Origin of the sequence: Paraglaciecola hydrolytica, assembly GCF_001565895.1 — a bacterium.
Taxonomy (GTDB): Bacteria; Pseudomonadota; Gammaproteobacteria; order Enterobacterales; family Alteromonadaceae; genus Paraglaciecola; species Paraglaciecola hydrolytica.
Window position 1 is genome coordinate 192,630 of record NZ_LSNE01000002.1, and the last position, 17,734, is coordinate 210,363.

The following is a 17,734-nucleotide window of genomic DNA, read 5'->3' on the forward strand; positions in this document are numbered from 1 at the left end:
GCTTGTCCTGTTATAAAATCGATTTAGGTGATGCCATGTTAGCGGAGCAAAGACTGGCTGAGCTCAAACAAGTTTTAACTGATATTTTTATTGGGGCACATAAACCTCAGGCCATGTGGGCATGTTATCGCCATGAAACTGTGGGTATGCATTGCCACTTAATGCTTTATTTAAGTGTCGAGTTACAAGCTAAGGCAGGTTTAGATAAGGTGTTGCTTTGTACTAGACCAACTTTGTTAGATGCCTGTTATTTTCTGGGTGAGCAAGATAATGTCAGCTAAGTGTTTGCTGAGAACCCCATTCTGTTGTTGTGGTTGAGTCGGGAACTTTGCTGCCCATTAGGTCTAAGCACACAAACACCCCTATGATCAGTGTCTATCAAGACATGTGGCAAAGAGCTTGGCCGCTTATCAGCGACAATCAAATCAGCCTCGATCCATTTTTAAGTGGCAAAACGGATACACGTCGGGGTATCACCTTATTGGCGCGGATTAAATCGCCGGTGAGTGAGTCAATCTATGCATTTTTGCAGCAAATGCAACAACGTGAACCGGAGCAATATTATTATCCCTTAAGCGACCTGCACGTCACTGTGATGTCAGTGTTATCCTGCCAGCCTGATTATCAATTGTCGGCGGCAGACCAAGCCAAGTATGTGGACTTAATTCAAAATATTGTGCGCAAAACACCGGCTTTTAATATTGAATTTAAAGGGATAACCTTGGCGGATAGTGGCGTCATGGTATGTGGTTATGTGACCGACGACTCGTTGGTGGCTCTTCGTGCCGAGTTACGGACGCAAGTTGGCGCCAGTAATTTGCTCCATAGCATGGATAAACGTTATACCTTGATTACTGCTCATAGCACTGTTGCAAGGTTTCGTAGTAGTTTGCAACAGCCTGGTGCCTTAGGCGCATTTTTGCAGGCTAATCGAAACACTTATTTTGGCAAGCTGCCAGTCACAGAGTTAGAGTTGGTGGTAAATGATTGGTATCAAAGCAAAGCCAATACCCAGCTGCTAGCCAACATAAACTTGTTAAAACGCTAAACCTTAAAATCCTAGAGCACTCATCACTTGTGGCCTAAAAATAAAAAATACGGCGCCTAATAAACACAATCCGGCCCAGACAAAATCTAAGCGAAAAGGCTCTTTCATATAAATCAAAGCAAAAGGCACAAAGACAGTGAGGGTGATCACTTCTTGCAGAACTTTTAGCTGACCAAGATTAAGCACGGTAAAGCCGATACGATTGGCCGGCACTTGAAATAAATACTCTAATAACGCAATACCCCAACTCACTAATGCCGCCACTATCCAAGGTTTATGACTTAAGTCTCGCAAATGTGCATACCAAGCAAAGGTCATAAAAACATTGCTAATAAGCAATAAAACTACAGTGATGAAAACGGGATGCAATCCAAACATGGAAGGAGCTTGTTGGCTAAGTTAACAAGGTCGTTATTGTGGTGTTTAGAACTAGTGTAAAGCAATAGATACAACAAAATATAATCAGGGCAACAGTGCGGTTACCCTGAGCTTAAACGAGTTTTCTTATGGGAGTTGACTCAATGTTGTAAGCGTTTATTGAGTTGATAATGATATAACGAAGGGACTTTAGGAAACGTCGTATTGAGACCTTCGATGTAAGCTGCTGGGCCATATTCAATATCAATAGGTAAATTTGCAGTGATCCCCACTAGTCGAGCCAAAGGGCCGTCTGTCATACCGTTTAGTAGCACTGGTTGTTGGCGTTCATGACCATTCGAAAACGTGATCTGAATATTCCATAATGTATTGTAGGCACCGTGAGATGGTTTCCAGTATTTAGCGCCTCCTCCAGCAAATAAGGGATAAGAAGACGCACCGTCTTTTAAGGTGGCAAAGACTCGAATATTGTCAAACAGGTTTTGCTGATTCACACCACTGTGTTGATCCAAAGAGGGGTGTTGGGCTATTTCACAATTTAAATAAACATTGCGGCTTGAAAAGGTATTAAAGCTCAAAGAGTGCACCACTGGGTTTAGTACTTTTAAGCCCTCAACCAATACATTATGCACCCCGCCGATTTGCACCGAATAATGGGCGAGTTTTTCACCATTGGTCAGCACATTTTTGATGCTGACATTGGCAATTTCTTCGGTCAAGATGCCGCTGTCGGCGTTGGTGATTTGTACATCATCTATCCAACTGTTATACACCCGAGTGAGATAGATACCGTTGGCTCCTTGTTCAACATGGTGAGCAATGTAACTGGCAAAGGCGAAATTAAATCGCATATGTTCAAAGCCCACGTCTTTTAAATGCTGCCATGGCACCAGACTAACTGAACCATCGGTACTGATATTGTGTAATAAGGGGGTCTTGATGTTGATCTTGTTACCGTTAATAGCCGTGATCTCCACTTGCTGACGGGCTAGCGCTAAATTAGTAAATTGCCAGTGATGTGAACCAATATTAGTGACTTTGTCATGGTATAACTCCTTGAGTAAGGGGCCATCTTTACCATGAATGTTATGCCACTGGATCTCAACAATCTGACCACGCTTAAGTTGACTGCTGTCTTTAACTTGTAACTCAAAAGCCCCTTGTTTGCCTTGAGTGGCTTTGCTCAGTGCTTCAATAGTTTGATCATATTCTTCGAGATAACTTTTAACTCGTTGTGCTGGTACCTTGGTCCAAAAAAAACCACCTGACCAAGACCATTCGGTGTAAGGCAGTAAAATATTATTGGCTTTTTCTTTTTGCACCTTATTCAGTTTAACCAAGTATTCACGCAGTTCGGCGAGTTCTTCTGTGGGCTGGGTATAGATCAATGGCCGTGGAAAATAGAATTCGGTGCCGCTATCACCGCTGCCTGCACCACGCAGCACAATATTGCTACGCTCAATAAAAATGATGGAACTAATGATGTATCGACCAGAGTTAAACTGCAGGACGACAGGAGTATTTTGTGTTTTTAGTTCTGCAAGTAGGGCAATTAGCGCTTGGCTGTCATCTAATTCATCATCGGCAAATATGCCATGGTCAATAACATTAATAACTTGAAAGGCGCTGGTATCAGGTTGACGTTCCCCATTAGCATAACCCGCATAGGAAAAATCTGGCAGATAGTTTTGTGCCTGAACTTTTTTGTCTGACAACAGCAAGGGTAAATCGGCGTTTTGTATTGCACTGCTTGCCGAGCGACTCATCAAGCTAAGTAACAAACAACATGTTATAGCTGCAGAGCGTGTAAACCTCGTATTCGTTAACATAAAATAACGCTCCTCAGTAGAGACACAGTTCGGGCTTGTCACTACTTTGTGGGTGAAAAGCTAATGAAAAATTAAACAATAACGCACATTGTTGAGCTTGTTGCAGGGTGGTTTGATCAAACATCAGCAAAGTGTGTAAAAATTCATCTTTTTTAAGTTGTTGATTCATTATCATGGCAACACCAACCAGTTTATCCAATGGCAATTGCTGTTCTTGTTTACCCGGCCACAAACTTTTGTTGTCTTGGTTTTTTTGAATAAATTGATAAGCCTGATATATACGTTGATCTTGCACCGTGGGATAGTTCCATAAATTCAACTTGGTTTTTTCTGCCAGTCTGGCCATTTGGCTAAAAGCGAGCAAATTAAACACCGAATAATGAAAGGGTTTGGTACGTGCGAGTTCATGCTGTTGTGCGCCATCTAAGGCTAACTGGCTGAGGATACGTTGTTGCGTTTGTTTAATCACCCCTTGAGCTACTTCATCCATATCCAAATATAGGGCTAAGCTTGTGATAATCACATCATAATAAGTGCCATGGTTATTATGCATAGCAGCTTCGTCTTGGCCATTTTTACTCTCAATTAACCAGCCGAGAAAGATGCTTAACCATTCATCCATGGCTTGTTGAAATTCTGCTGTTTGTTGGCTGTGTAATAAGGTCAGGCTATCTAGTAAATGGGGCAAGCCTCGCCAGTCGATAATGCCAATGCCACGGCCATGAGTGCGGCCAGGAATACTTTGGGCGTAGTTAAGGTGAGGATTCATTTTCGTTTTTTCTGCAATAAACCAGGTTTGCAACATGGCGATGGCTTTAGCGGCATAAACCTCTTGCTCACTAAAATAATAGGCTAAGGATAAAACCTGTACTGAGTGAAGCAGTTGTTGAAACAGTCGAGTATCTGAGTTGCTACCGCGGAACAGTGGATTAGCTTGGCCATCTTTATTGATCCAAGGTAAACCATCTTTTTTACTTGGATCAGGCCACCAATAGGGGCCAACACTAAAGTAGTCATGGGGATTGCCACTGACCGCATGGGGAGTATTTTGGGTAACGCTGATGAGCTCGTTTTGCACGGCCGCATCAGCCATACGGTAAATGTCATTCACGGCGCTTTGATATCCCACATTGTCAGAGAGTGACATTTTGCTGCTGGCAAGTTGCTCTTGAGTTAACAAGAGCAAGCGGGTGGTACGCAGTGGTTCATTGTGTGTGAGTGGTGGTGGCTCGGCATAACATAGCGTGGCAAATAGACTCACTGCACAGCAAACTGCCAGTGGCCTATTCAATAAGGTATTAAGTTTTAGCATATCGAAACACTATTGCTCAGATGCTAATAATAACTTGATCTCGGCGGCGGCCAGTAATAAGGCGCCACTGCCATAGAGTTGAGTATCATCGTACGTGGCGCTACCTGGCGCAAATGCCACTTGCTGTACATAACCTACTTTACCATCGGGGTGCACATTGGCGACGATCGACTGCCAAGCACGAGTGAGTGGTGCTAAGTATTTATCTCGCTCAAGCAAGCCATGATTAATACCCCAGGCTAAACCATAAGCAATCAAAGCCGTTGCACTGGTTTCTGGATGTTGTTCATCGCTGTTTTCTAATAAGGAAGAAGGCCAGCTCCCATCCGTTTTTTGATATTTAAGTAGCGCGGCTGATATTGAGCTAAACAGTTCGGTATATTGTGGTTTGTTGGCAAAACTATCCGGTAAATAATTGATAGTTCGTGCTAAACCAGCCAAGATCCAGCCATTACCACGTCCCCAAAAAATCGGTAAACCGGCTTCATCTTTACGTTCAAAATAGCGACTGTCACGCAGATAAAGTTGATAGTTTTTATCAAATAAATAGTCGGTCATTTGCCAAAACTCTTTATCCATGTAGTCCAAATAAGCCGGATCACCTGTGGTTTTGGCTAAATGGGCAAAAACCGGCGGCGCCATAAATACGGCGTCAGCCCAACACCAGCGCACAGTGCAATTTGGATCAACAAAGGTGCGCAGGGCAAACTCATGGGTGTCTTTGTCGGTATCGGTAAATTCAAGGCTGTGTTGACTGGGAGTTTGTATTTGTTGTGTCAACATCGTTTGGGTAGCTTGTATACGTCTTTCATTGCCAAACTTTTCATACAGGCTGATGTATACATCACCGATCGCTTGATCATCTGCATGAGTGGCTCGTGGCCCTAATTGATAATCATTGAGTTGTGCCAAATTAAGTGTCGCTTGGCGAAATGCCGCCGAATCACTGGATTCAGCCCAATGCCATAAACCCACCATAAGTGTGGCGTACATCCATCCACTGGGTAAACCACTAGGGCGCATTTCAGTACGCATTTGGTTTGAACGGATATCAAATTGAGCCAATTGCCAGTCGGCAACGTGATTAGCGACTTGGGTAATCGCCGGTAAATTAAACTCACTTGAAAGAACAAGCTCTGAGGTAGTGGGGGCTTGATAAGGTACAAGTTTATGCTCGAGGTTTAATGCTTGGCTGATGGCCTGCACACTGCCAACTGTCACGTTGGTATCCTGAACTTGTGTACTACAACCGTTGCTCAACATCAGACCTAGTCCACATAACATTAATTTTTGTTTCGCTCGCATTTGCACTGGCATCCTACATCTCCAAAATCTGAGTATTACTTAGGTTTAAACTTAAAAATAGCTTAATCATTAGCTTGCTAATTGGCATTACCAATGTGCGCATTCTATCGTGATAATATTTACTGTCTATTGTGAATTTACAAAAAGCTAACAAGTTGAAGTCGTCATTTCTCATTAGTTATGATGATTGTAAAGTAAGTTTAAGCTTAATGTTGCTAGCTAAATTGCTTTTGTTGCATTTACTGGTTATGCAGCAATTGCTGAGGTGGGATGTATGTAAGTTGTTGTAATCATTGTGTTTAATATCTTCTTTGAATAATTTAATCTTTATTTTAAATTTGTAAACTTGCTAGTTGTTGAACATTTTTTGCCAGAATTTTATTCAGTAGTTTTAACTTAAATAGTAACTGGGCCTAATTTAGCAAATGTTCATATTTAAACTTTATTATTAATAATGAGCGTTTATTAGTCATTATTGGTAAGGCCGCTTGACTTAAATTATCACGATCTAGATTATCCGCCGCTGAGCAGATTGTTAAAAACATAAAAACAATTCAACACCTTGTTTACAACAATATTTGGAGAAACTAGATGTATCGTTTAAATCAAAATAGATCACTTATGTCACATTCATCACATCGTCCGCGCTTTAAAATATTGACTGCCGCGGTATTGGCAGCAATGTCTATCACTTCAACTTTAGCTGTTGCCCAAGATGCAGTTGATTCTGAGGCTGAAGTCATAGAAGTACGCGGGATTGCAGAATCTTACCGTAATGCCATTTCTGAAAAACGCAATGCTGCCACCATAGTTGACGCTTTGTCGTCTGCTGACATTGGTGCTTTACCTGATTTATCAGTGGCCGAAACCCTAGAGCGTATTACCGGTGTGACCGGTGACAGATTTAAGGGTAATGCTAGTGAGATTTCTATTCGCGGCTTAGGACCATTTTTGGGTTTTGCCACGGTGAATGGTCGGGCTATTTCCTCTGGTAGTGGTAACCGTTCAGTGGCTTTCAGTCAGTTTCCATCTGAATTGGTTAATGGTGTCGTAGTCTACAAAGCGCAAAAAGCTGACTTACTTGAAGGTGGTGTGTCGGGTTTAATCGATTTAAAAACCATCAAACCCGTTGATTATGGCAAGGAGCGTTTTTCGGCTGAAATAAAAGGTAATTACAATCCTTATCAAAGTAAGTTTGAGGACGATAATGGCATAGGTGTGCGCACGTCTACCTCATATACCAATTCATTTGAGTTAGATAATGGCGGAAAATTTGGTTTTGCTTTGGGTTATGCAGGCGCGAATATCTCGTCACCGGAAGAAAGTTACAATACCAGCTCAACAATGCGCAACTGTAATTCGAACTATGCGGTTGATGGTGGTAATGATTGTAGCTTTAGCGATCAACGTGCGGCGGCTAATGGAGGTAATGCAGAAAACGGCGATTATTACTTTATTTCTAACTCGTTTTATTATCGCCAAATGGAATCTAAAGAGAAACGTGATGCAGTGATTGGCGCTATCCAATGGCAACCAAATCAGGATCTCGATATTAACTTAGACGGCCAATGGTCAAACCGTTATTACTTTGAAGATCGTCACGATTTATTGTGGGACGACGGTCGTCGCCGTTTAGCTAACTGGACCACCAATGAAGAAGGTGCACCTGAAACAATCACTGGAGAGTCACGCATTAGTTCGTATGGCGAATATCGTGTTCGTGAAGAAGATTATAAAGGTCTAGGTTTAAATATTGACTGGCAAGCGACGTCAGAATTTAGGGTTGAATTTGATGCCGCTTACTCAGGCACGGAGCGCTATCAAACTCGTGAATATTCGCGTTTCAGAGGGCAAAGAACGTACTACGATTGGGTTAATTCTGATGGTCAGGATTTTCCTGATATCAGCGCTGTGTATACGAATTTTAATGATCCAGCGGGAAGTGCAATTGACTGGAAATCAGACATTCAAGATTTGGCCTATTTTAATGCCGACAGTGAGGCGCGTTATTACCGTTTTGATATTAAAGATACTATCGGCAGTTACCGCTTAGACTTGGACTATGCCTTAGACGGTAAGTTTTTCACCAATCTTAATGGTGGATTGGCTTTTTCTAGCCATAAACACGATAACTTTGAAGAAGAAAATAAAGCCCTAGCAACCCCTTCTGGTGATAGAGCATCAAAGCTAGCTTCGGTTGCGAGTAATTGCTCGATTCCTTGGCCGCAAAGTGATTTTGGTGATGATGCCAATTCTCCTGTGAATTCATGGGCTACCTATGATACTCGTTGTGGCTACAACACTTTAGTAGGCAGCGATGACCTGAGTGTTGATCCTACTACACCATCTGCAGGAGACGTACGTTTAACCGAAGATGTCACTTCAGTTTATGCAATGGCAGAGTTTTCAACCGAATGGGGCGATATGCCACTCGATGGCAACGTTGGTGTGCGTTATGTACAAACAGACGTTGAATCTCAAGGTGTGCGCACGTCTTATTCCGTTTTAAGTGATCCCAATGGTTTTATTAGTTTTGAAACTAAGCCAGGTTCGGTTGAAATGAGCACTTTAACCAACGATTACAGTAATCTACTGCCGAGTGTTAACCTAAGTTTAGGTATCAGTGATGAACTGCAATTACGTTTTGCCGCCTATGCGGGTTTATCCCGTCCTGATATGTGGTTTTTTGGTGCTGCACGGAATATTGGCTCAGTCACCGCGGATGAAGAGTTCACCACAGTAGCTGCGGCACTGGATGGCAACGTCACTGCCAGCGGTAATCCCTATCTAGAAGCCTTAGAATCCAATAACTACGATCTAAACCTAAGCTATTTTATAAATACTGACACTATGTTGTCGGCCGCGGTGTATTACAAAACCTTTAATGCCGCCTTTGAATCAGCGGTAGATAAAGAAGATGTAGTGGTTGATGGGCAAAGCTACAACGTAGAAGTGCAGGGGCGTCCAACCATAGTAGACGATAGCTCATCTATTGTGGGATATGAGCTGAGCGCGCTACATCGTTTTACTACTTTACCTGCGCCTTTTGATGGTTTGGGTGTATCGATTAACTACAACTATGCTGATTCTGATTTTGAAACACCAGAAGCTGCAGCTGACATCAGCCCAGAAGTCCGTGCCCAAATCATGCCGAGTACAATTGCAGGTTTAAGTAAACACAACTTTAGTAGTCAAGTTTATTGGGAGAACGATGATTTTTCCGCTCGTTTGTCTTACAAATTCCGTTCGGAATATCTCAAACCCTTTGGTGCAAGTTTGGCGCAATCTAATCGTATAGTGGATGACACGGCATCGGTTGATTTGGATTTGGCCTATGAGATCAATAAAAACTTCAAAGTGAAGTTTCAGGCGATCAACTTAACCAACGAACCTTATGTAGAGCAACGTGTGGCCCATGACTTCTATAATAGAATTGAATATTCAGGTGCCAGATATTTTGTTGGTTTACAATATCGTATGTAATGAAATAGGGTGCCTTAATTAAAAGTCATCGACCGTTTTTTTGATTTTATCACTAAGAGCTAATGTTATTAGCTCTTAGTATTTGGCCGCTGGAAGTACGTACAAAGGCCAAAAAGATATCGTCATATTAGTTTATGACCTCTATCGATAACTTATCAAATGGGATGTTTGCTGCGATTATTCGTAATACATTTACTATTTAAAGTTAATGTATTTACATGTTATATTGGTAATGTGGTATTACCAATATATTGATGCATAGTTTTACACAGCAATTCAGTAGAAATATTTATCTTTTTTGTATTTAAAAGCAGAGGCGAAGTTAAATGATTGAGACGTGGCGTTGGTTTGGACCAAGTGATTCAATAAGTCTACAAAAAATCCGCCAGGCTGGCGCGACAGGGATTGTTACTTCATTACATGAAGTTAAAACCGGCGACGTTTGGACGATAGAAGCAATTAGCAAACATAAAAAGTTAATCGAAGATGCAGGTTTGCAGTGGACGGTAATCGAAAGTATTCCGGTACATAATGATATCAAAACCCGCACTGGCAACTATTTACAGCTGATCGAAAACTATAAAGAATCAGTAAAAAATGCGGCTGCTTGTGGCGTTTACACCATTTGTTATAACTTTATGCCGGTGGTCGATTGGACCCGTACAAACTTAATGTATCGCCTACCTAATAACAGCCATGCACTACGTTTTGAAATGACAGACTTTGCCGCCTATGACATGTACATGTTGGAGCGTAAAGGTGCAGAAGAAAGCTATGAGCCCATGGTTAAAGAAAAAGCCCTTGAGCGTTTTTCAAAGATGAATGAGCTAGAACGTCAAGAGCTTGAAAAAAATATCATCGCGGGTTTGCCGGGCGGTGAGGGCTCTTATACCCGCGATAGTATTCGTGCAGCTATTCAGCAGTTTATCGAATTAGGTACGGAAGGATTTAGGCAAAATCTGTTTTTGTTTTTACAAGCCATTATTCCCGATGCTGAAGCTGCGGGTGCCAAGATGTGTATTCACCCGGATGATCCGCCTTTTTCGCTGTTTGGTTTACCGCGTGTTGTTTCAACCGCTTCTGACGCGCAAGCGCTGCTTGATGCTTGCCCAAGTCCCGCCAATGGTTTAACCATGTGCGCAGGCTCTTATGGTGCCAGAGGCGATAATAACTTAGTGCAAATGGCCAGAGACTTTGGCTCGCGAATCTATTTTGTACATTTACGAAATGTTATCCGTGAAGCTGATGGTTCGTTTTATGAGTCAGATCACTTAGCCGGTGATAACGATATGGTTGGCTTGGTGGAGGCTTTGTTAAGCGAAGAAAAACGACGCAGCCAAGAGGCAGATGGTAAACCTTATTTGTCTATACCAATGCGCCCAGATCACGGTCATTTGCTCGAAGATGAATTGAATCAACCAGGGGTTAAACCGGGTTATAGCTATGTTGGTCGTTTAAAAGGTTTAGCAGAGTTACGCGGAGTAATACATACAGTGGGTAATTTTGTTAATCGCCAGTAACTAAGCTGCCTTAACTTTTATTCACTGCTAAAAGGCTAATAATATTAGCCTTTTTTATTTGTTGAAATGGGCCGCTGCGTTAGTGGTGGCATTTTCAATGTGGATCTTCATGGCGGTGCGGGCTTTTTCAGGGTTACGTTGTTCTAAGGCTTGTAAAATTTTGCGATGTTCGCTTATGGAAGGATGCACCCCTTCTTCACGAATACGTTGTAAAAAGGCGGTACTCAATTGTGATTCATTACGTAAGTCCCACAGCCATTCTACCACCGATGCTATGGCACTGTTTTGGCAGGCTTGAGCAATAATCGAATGGAATTTTTGGTCGGCTTTTTCTGAAGCGTCAGGCTTCTTTTCCTCTTCTTCCATTTCATCGACGACTTTGCGTAATTCCTCAATCTGTTCATTAGTAATTCTCGCCGCGGCTAGAGCACAGGCTTCGGATTCTATGATGTAACGAATTTCCAATATTTCAAAAGGGCCCACTCCCTTATCATTCAGTTCTGGCTCACGTTTACGTGGTTGTTTAGTAACGTAGATCCCAGAACCTGTGCGTATTTCTATGACGCCAGAAAGCTCAAGAGCAATCATCGCTTCTCGAATAGTAGGGCGGCTGACGCCTAATTGTTCGGCTAACTCACGCTCTGAGGGAAAACGCTGACCGGGTTTGATCGCCCCATCGTCAATCAACTTATTTAACTGTTCCGCTACCTTTAAATACAAACGGTCACTTTTGATTATTTGTAATTGCAGACCTTTTAGTTCGTTTGGCAAAGACATGTTGCGTACTCAGTAATAATGCTGAAAGTTAAGAGTAAGTATGTATCCAATTTGATTGGAGCATATTGGTCGTACATCATAGCCAATTAAACGAAACCATTGAAGGCTTTGTAAGACAAATAATTAATTTAATTTAAAAACACGCTAATTTTATTTCATAAATTAGAAAATTTTATGTGTTCAGAGTTAGAGGTAAAGCCAATATTTAAGCAGATACCCCTTATCATTAGAATTGCACTGTTGCATCCAATGAATGAGGTTATATATGGATACTACTAAAGTGACTGGGGCACCTGAGTAAACATGCACTCGAATGATGAAGAGTAGAGTTAGTTGTTCTAATCTGTGTCTCTGGAAATAGTTTAGAAAACGTTTTTCTTTAAATTTTGTAGTCGATTTACGTTTTTATATAAACTTGCTATAAAACGCTGGTTTTGGTAGTGAAAACTGCAAACTAAAATAAAAACAAAAATACTTCAATTTAATTAACAAAAAATCAATAAATTTAAGCATTTAGTTAGCTGAAAACGATTTACATGTTAATCTATGTTTAAGTATAAATATGCAGAGCAATGTTTGTGGCAACAGTTGGCATTAAAGATATCGCAACCCTAGCAAAGGTGTCGCCTGCGACGGTATCCAGAGTACTAAGCTCACCAGAATTGGTATCGAAAAAGACCTTAAATAAGGTTAAAAAGATCATTGATGAAATGGGGTATCGCCCTAATCGCATCGGTGCCAGTTTGCGTACCCGTAAAAGTGGCAATATTGTTGCCATCATTCCTGATATTACCAATCCTGTAAATGCCGGTATTATACGTGCAATTGAACAAGGTGCACAAAGTGCCGGTTACTCGATATTGTTAGGCGATACTCAAGGTTTAGTTGAACGGGAACGCCACTATGCCGATTTAGTGACATCTGGGCAAGCTGACGGGGTGTTATTATTTTGCTCACGTATGCCATTTAGAATCGATCCCACTTTGCCATTAAGTGGACAAATTCCACCTATGGTAAATGCAAATGAAAACATGGGTAACGATGAAATTGTACAAGTTGCGGTTGATAATGTCGCTGCGGCAAAAGCCGCTGTAGACTATTTAGTTGCACAAGGCCATAAACGTATTGCAGCGATTACCGGACCTGATGATATTCCCAGTTCAAATGAGCGTCTGCAAGGGTATTTTGCAGCACTTGAAGAAGCTGGTTTAGTGCTTGATCCAGATTTGCAAATTGCTGGTACTTACACAGTGGATTCGGGTGTGAACTGCGCCGAAAAGTTATTGTTATTACGTAAACGACCAACCGCAATTTTTTGTTTCAATGACGAAATGGCCATTGGGGTGATGAAGTTGCTGAAAAAGCAGGGCTTTTTGATCCCCGAAGATGTCTCTGTGATGGGTTTTGATGATATTCATTACGCTGAATATGTGACACCCGCTTTGAGCACAGTACACCAACCCTTAAAAGAAATTGGTACTGCATGTATCAATTTATTGCTTGAGCAATTGCGTGGAAATCATGTTCCACCTGGCAGACAATTTTTACCTTTTGAACTAAAGCTCAGAGCCAGTACTGGTCCAGCACCTCATTTTTAAGCAAAAAAAAGCGCCAGATGGTAATACTTCAGGCGCTGTGTTCTCGAACTTTCTTATCTAAAATCAATTAGTACATTACAAGCAGTTAGTTGTTTAGCTTTAACAGTTGCTGTTTAAAAAAGGCACCTTGCTCAGTGGGGGTAAATTGCCAATCGCTGATCATAGTCGGTGACCAGTTAGGATCAAACACCCATACCACCCACGAAATATTGCGCTGCTCCATAAACTCCACGATTTGTGGACCATAACTGCCGTCATTTTTCACGGGTATATGAGCGCCGTACCCATCAGCTTGCACCCAACCTAACTCGGTAACTATGACAGGATAATCACTGGCTGCAAAACCCCAATCACGTTGCCAAAGTGTAAAATTGTTATCTTTGTTACTGTTCAAGTCTTGTGAGGTTTTTTGTGGGTATGGATGTGATGTATAAGCTATGCCAGCTCTTTCGATGGGATGCTCAGCGATAGGGCGTAGATCATAAGCCCAGTTAAATCCCGCCACTAATGGAATAACATTCTTATCTTGTGCATAAATGATATCAATCAATTGTTCGTTGACATTTTTCCAGTCTAGCCAATTAGCTTTACCGGCTTTTTGACCTAAATCTGTAGGCTCATTAAACAATTCGTAAACCGCGATAGTGGGAACATTTTTATAACGCTGGGCAATAATATGCCAAAACTCTTTAGTTTCTTCTAAAGTGGTGTCATACATCTTGTCTTGGTAGGTATTGCTAGGCAGATAACCAATGGAATGCCAGTCGATGATGAGATACAAACTCAGACTGTTAGCCCAGCTCACAGCTTCATCCAAGAGGGCTAAATAGTTATCTTTATCTGCTGTGCGCCAAGCTGATGGATGCACTGGCAAGCGTATTACATTAACTCCCCAAGCTTTTAGCTCAGTGAATAAACTCAATGACCATTGCTGCTGTTTAAATATTTTGGCAGGGTCAGCAATATTCACTCCTCGTAATATCACCTGCTTACCTGACTCATCTAGCAGTTTATTGCCACTGACTCGAATTAGTGATTGAGGCTGACTGAGTTTACTGCGATCAAAGCTTGTTAGAGCAGGGGACTTTGCATCAGCATAGGCCCCCAAACAGCAAAACATGAGTAGCAAGCCCATCACAAGGTTTGAACTGTTTAATTTCGCCATGTTAACTCTCCTGTTGTTACAACATTATTCAGGCGATGATCTCGGCCACAATATGGTGTTTACCAGCATAATGTTTTGCTTCGATCAAGTTACCGGCTATTTTAACCCCATCAATACTTAGCTGCACTTTGCCTTTACTTAGTCCGGATGGATTGCGCAGTTCAATTTGGTAATTGGCACCTCTAAACTCCCGAGTAATAGAAACCGACTTCCAGCTTGGCAAAATACATGGATCGATCAGCAAACCATCGTAGTCAGGACGTATGCCTAGTATGTACTGCGTGGCTGCGTAATAGTTCCAGGCTGCCGTACCAGTTAGCCACGAGTTTTTGGCCTCACCAGGGTTGGCTGAGTCTTTACCAGCTATCATTTGGCTATAAACGTAAGGCTCGGTTTTGTGCAGAGTCTGCACATCCTGTAAAAACGCTGGGGTAATTTTGCTGTAATATTCAAAAGCTTTTTCGCCTCTGCCTAACATCGCTTCGGCAATGGTGATCCAAGGGTTGTTATGACAGAAAATACCGGCATTTTCTTTGTAGCCTGGCGGATAAGAGCTGATTTCACCCATGTACTTGCTGTAACGAGTAAAGGCAGGTTGGTTAAGCATAATGCCAAAGTCGGTGGCTAGATGCTTTTCTACCGCGTTCATGGCGTGTAAATTTAGGCCTTTGTCTTTACCAATTTCTGCCATGGCGCAAAAGCCTTGAGACTCGATAAAGATTTTGCCTTCATCGTTATCTTTACTACCAATTTTGAGGCCCCTAGCATCATAGGCACGTAAATACCACTCACCATCCCAACCATGTTGTTCTACGGTTTGACGCATGGTTTCTACATGTTTTTGACACTGTGCTGCCAACTCGTGTTTGCCAGTACGTTGACAAATTTCTACAAATTCTTGGCCGTAGAGTACAAACTGTCCAGCAATCATCACTGATTCGGCTACGTCTGATGCACCACGTTGAGTGGTCTGGTAAGACTCATTAGGATCTTCAGAAAAACAGTTTAAATTCAAACAGTCGTTCCAATCCGCACGGCCGATTAAAGGTAATCCATGAGGGCCAAGGTTATTAACAACGTGATTAAACGCGCGTTCTAGATGATCAAAATGGTTGTGAGTCGCCGTTTCTTGTTCATCATAAATAACCATCTCATCGAGAATACTGTAATCACCGGTTTCTTTAATGTAATTGGCCGTTGAAAGCACCATCCACATAGGATCATCATTAAAGTTACCACCGATATTGGCATTGCCTTTTTTGGTTAAAGGTTGGTATTGATGGTAAGCCGAACCGTCAGATTTTTGCGTGGCTGAAAGGTCTAAAATACGCTCCTTGACTTTTTCCGGCACCATGTGGGCAAAACCGATAGTATCTTGATTCGAGTCTCTGAAACCCATACCACGACCAATGCCTGATTCATAAAACGAGGCGCTGCGTGACAAGTTAAAGGTCACCATATTCTGGTATTGATTCCAGATGTTAAGCGCGCGGTTAAAACGCTCGTCCGGTGATTTAACGGTAAATTTACCTAATAACTTTTGCCAGTAGAGGCGCAGTTTTTCGAGTTCTGCAGCCACTTTTTCGCTGCTATCAAATTGGCTTTGTAAGGTCTTAGCTGCGGTTTTATTGATCACATTAGGCGCTTGCCATTTGTCTTGTGGATCAACTTCGCAATAACCTAAGACAAATACAAAAGTCTTAGTTTCACCCGGTGCTAGTTCGCATTTAATATGGTGAGAAGCAATAGGAGACCAACCACGAGCGACGGAGTTTGCGGTTTGACCACGCTCAACCGCGATAGGATTTTCAAAACCACGATAAGGACCTAAAAAGGTTTCACGGTCAGTTTCGAAGCCATCAATTGGCTGGTTAACCGAATAAAAAGCATAGTGATTACGACGTTCACGATATTCGGTTTTATGGTAAATAGTACTGTCTTCCACTTCGACTTCGCCAGTGGACAAGTTACGTTGAAAATTAGCACCATCATCTTCAGCATTCCATAAACACCATTCAATGAATGAAAAAAGGTCAACGGTTTTAGCGCTGTCACTGGTATTGCTCAATTCGAGTTGATGCACTTCCGCCTTGGTATCCAAAGGAATAAAGCTAGTTACTTGGGAGGCGATGGCATTTTTACGTACTTTAAAACGACTATAACCCATGCCATGGTGACAAGCGTATTCATCTAACGCGGTATGGACTGGACGGCCTGTAGCCGACCATGTTTGACCATCACATTTTAAATAGAAATAACGGCCACCGTTATCAACCGGAACACTGTTATAGCGATAACGGGTTAAACGACGAAACTTGGGATCACGATAAAAGCAATATCCACCACCCGTATTTGAAATCAATCCATAAAAACCATCATTACCCAGGTAATTGATCCACGGGGTAGGGGTATGTGGTGAGGTAATGACGTATTCACATTGCTCGTCGTCGAAAAAACCAAATTGTTGTTCAGAATTAGGGTGTTGCTTATGCATGACTAGGGGTCTCTTGTGGAAGCTTGTCGTACCAATTACGTTTTAGTATCCAGGCACAAATGATGAAAATAGTGAGGGTCCAAAGGCTTGACCAACCTTCTTTGATAACCATAAAGATGGGTAGGGCAACCAAACAGGTTTGCGCTATGACACCAATTACAATATTGAACATATCCCGTTTGAAATCGCCATTGGCGGCAAACGCTGGATCTTCGTCAATAACGGCTTGACGAATGGGGCCCCAAAATCCCCAAGGATTAACATTTTTATAAAAACGCTTAAGTAGGGCTTCGTCTTCAGGTGGAGTCAGTAAACTTACGCCAATACAGACTGCGCCAGTGATCAATAAAATCAACGGGAAGGCGTACAAAGCCACCATTTCACGAGGGATATCAAAGGCTGAATCAGGGATAAAGGCGATAACGATAAAACACACTAAACCGGCTAGCATGCTAGTAAAGTAGCCATAACCGTTTAAGCGCCACCAGTGCCATTTAAGCACGTTGGCAATGGCATAACCGGCCCACAAACCTGACACCAACAATTGCAGAATGCTGTTGATACTTTCTATGTAGAGGCCAATAACTGTACTTAATATCACCACCAAAATCGACACAATATAACTGGTGTGGATCAGTGTTTTGGTGTCGGCCAGCGGGTTGATATAACGCTTGTATACGTCATTGACCAAATAAGCTGGTACCGCGTTGACTGTAGAGGCAAATGTCGACATAAAAGCGGCAATCAAACCTGCCAATACCAAACCCATTATGCCCACCGGCGCAAATTCAAGAATGGCGCTGGGTAAGATGTTTTCAAAATCTA

General features: G+C 42.1%; 13 protein-coding genes. 5 read left to right on the top strand and 8 right to left on the bottom strand.

Going from position 1 to position 17,734, the window contains the following annotated elements; translation table 11 throughout:
- Nucleotides 1-2: 2 nt before the first annotated feature.
- Nucleotides 3-281: a hypothetical protein gene (locus AX660_RS01685; protein ID WP_131811745.1), complete on the top strand. Its 279-nt coding sequence runs from the start codon at nt 3-5 to the stop codon at nt 279-281.
- 83 nt (nt 282-364) lie between these two features.
- Nucleotides 365-1,048, top strand: a complete 684-nt coding sequence (locus tag AX660_RS01690) for a 2'-5' RNA ligase family protein (RefSeq protein WP_068371573.1) — start codon at nt 365-367, stop codon at nt 1,046-1,048.
- Between the two features lie 3 nt (nt 1,049-1,051).
- Here the strand turns inward: AX660_RS01690 and AX660_RS01695 are convergent, their stop codons facing one another.
- The 4 genes from AX660_RS01695 to AX660_RS01710 form a co-directional block, all read right to left on the bottom strand.
- Nucleotides 1,052-1,417, bottom strand: coding sequence for a DMT family protein (locus AX660_RS01695; RefSeq protein WP_201027393.1), 366 nt, complete (start codon nt 1,415-1,417; stop codon nt 1,052-1,054).
- A 149-nt stretch (nt 1,418-1,566) separates the two neighbouring features.
- Nucleotides 1,567-3,255, bottom strand: a complete 1,689-nt coding sequence (locus tag AX660_RS01700; protein ID WP_201027384.1) for a glycosyl hydrolase family 28-related protein — start codon at nt 3,253-3,255, stop codon at nt 1,567-1,569.
- 13 nt (nt 3,256-3,268) lie between these two features.
- Nucleotides 3,269-4,567 carry an alginate lyase family protein gene (locus AX660_RS01705; RefSeq protein WP_068371580.1) on the bottom strand — a complete coding sequence of 433 codons (1,299 nt, stop codon included), beginning with the start codon at nt 4,565-4,567 and terminating at the stop codon, nt 3,269-3,271.
- 9 nt (nt 4,568-4,576) lie between these two features.
- Nucleotides 4,577-5,872 carry a glycoside hydrolase family 88/105 protein gene (locus AX660_RS01710; RefSeq protein WP_157884294.1) on the bottom strand — a complete coding sequence of 432 codons (1,296 nt, stop codon included), beginning with the start codon at nt 5,870-5,872 and terminating at the stop codon, nt 4,577-4,579.
- A 621-nt stretch (nt 5,873-6,493) separates the two neighbouring features.
- On the opposite strand from AX660_RS01710, the gene AX660_RS01715 reads away from it, so the two are divergent.
- Nucleotides 6,494-9,355, top strand: coding sequence for a TonB-dependent receptor (locus AX660_RS01715; RefSeq protein ID WP_068372051.1), 2,862 nt, complete (start codon nt 6,494-6,496; stop codon nt 9,353-9,355).
- Between the two features lie 326 nt (nt 9,356-9,681).
- A complete protein-coding gene (gene uxuA / locus AX660_RS01720; protein WP_068371585.1) occupies nt 9,682-10,875 on the top strand; it encodes a mannonate dehydratase in 1,194 nt (397 codons plus the stop codon).
- A 54-nt stretch (nt 10,876-10,929) separates the two neighbouring features.
- Here uxuA and AX660_RS01725 read toward each other — a convergent pair whose 3' ends face one another.
- Nucleotides 10,930-11,652: a FadR/GntR family transcriptional regulator gene (locus AX660_RS01725; protein WP_235594630.1), complete on the bottom strand. Its 723-nt coding sequence runs from the start codon at nt 11,650-11,652 to the stop codon at nt 10,930-10,932.
- Nucleotides 11,653-12,224: 572 nt separating this feature from the next.
- Between AX660_RS01725 and AX660_RS01730 the strand changes: the two genes are divergently transcribed.
- Entirely contained in the window at nt 12,225-13,250 is a 1,026-nt protein-coding gene (locus AX660_RS01730) for a LacI family DNA-binding transcriptional regulator (RefSeq protein ID WP_235594631.1), read from the top strand.
- Nucleotides 13,251-13,335: 85 nt separating this feature from the next.
- Here AX660_RS01730 and AX660_RS01735 read toward each other — a convergent pair whose 3' ends face one another.
- The 3 genes from AX660_RS01735 to AX660_RS01745 all read right to left on the bottom strand — a co-directional run.
- On the bottom strand, nt 13,336-14,415 hold the full coding sequence (locus tag AX660_RS01735) for a glycoside hydrolase family 5 protein (RefSeq protein WP_068371589.1): 1,080 nt from the start codon (nt 14,413-14,415) through the stop codon (nt 13,336-13,338).
- Between the two features lie 28 nt (nt 14,416-14,443).
- Nucleotides 14,444-16,909 carry a GH36-type glycosyl hydrolase domain-containing protein gene (locus AX660_RS01740; protein WP_068371592.1) on the bottom strand — a complete coding sequence of 822 codons (2,466 nt, stop codon included), beginning with the start codon at nt 16,907-16,909 and terminating at the stop codon, nt 14,444-14,446.
- A partial coding sequence (locus AX660_RS01745; protein WP_407669330.1) for a sodium:solute symporter family transporter occupies nt 16,902-17,734 on the bottom strand: 833 nt, incomplete at its 5' end. The genes AX660_RS01745 and AX660_RS01740, both read right to left, overlap by 8 nt.

What these genes read in the sequence shown, in the direction of transcription:
- AX660_RS01725 (WP_235594630.1), bottom strand. Translation starts at nt 11,652, where the DNA reads ATGTCTTTGCCAAACGAACTAAAAGGTCTGCAATTACAAATAATCAAA.
- AX660_RS01730 (WP_235594631.1), top strand. Translation starts at nt 12,225, where the DNA reads ATGTTTGTGGCAACAGTTGGCATTAAAGATATCGCAACCCTAGCAAAG.
- AX660_RS01690 (WP_068371573.1), top strand. Translation starts at nt 365, where the DNA reads ATGATCAGTGTCTATCAAGACATGTGGCAAAGAGCTTGGCCGCTTATC.
- AX660_RS01700 (WP_201027384.1), bottom strand. Translation starts at nt 3,255, where the DNA reads ATGTTAACGAATACGAGGTTTACACGCTCTGCAGCTATAACATGTTGT.
- AX660_RS01715 (WP_068372051.1), top strand. Translation starts at nt 6,494, where the DNA reads ATGTCACATTCATCACATCGTCCGCGCTTTAAAATATTGACTGCCGCG.
- AX660_RS01710 (WP_157884294.1), bottom strand. Translation starts at nt 5,872, where the DNA reads ATGCGAGCGAAACAAAAATTAATGTTATGTGGACTAGGTCTGATGTTG.
- AX660_RS01735 (WP_068371589.1), bottom strand. Translation starts at nt 14,415, where the DNA reads ATGGCGAAATTAAACAGTTCAAACCTTGTGATGGGCTTGCTACTCATG.
- AX660_RS01705 (WP_068371580.1), bottom strand. Translation starts at nt 4,567, where the DNA reads ATGCTAAAACTTAATACCTTATTGAATAGGCCACTGGCAGTTTGCTGT.
- AX660_RS01740 (WP_068371592.1), bottom strand. Translation starts at nt 16,909, where the DNA reads ATGCATAAGCAACACCCTAATTCTGAACAACAATTTGGTTTTTTCGAC.
- uxuA (WP_068371585.1), top strand. Translation starts at nt 9,682, where the DNA reads ATGATTGAGACGTGGCGTTGGTTTGGACCAAGTGATTCAATAAGTCTA.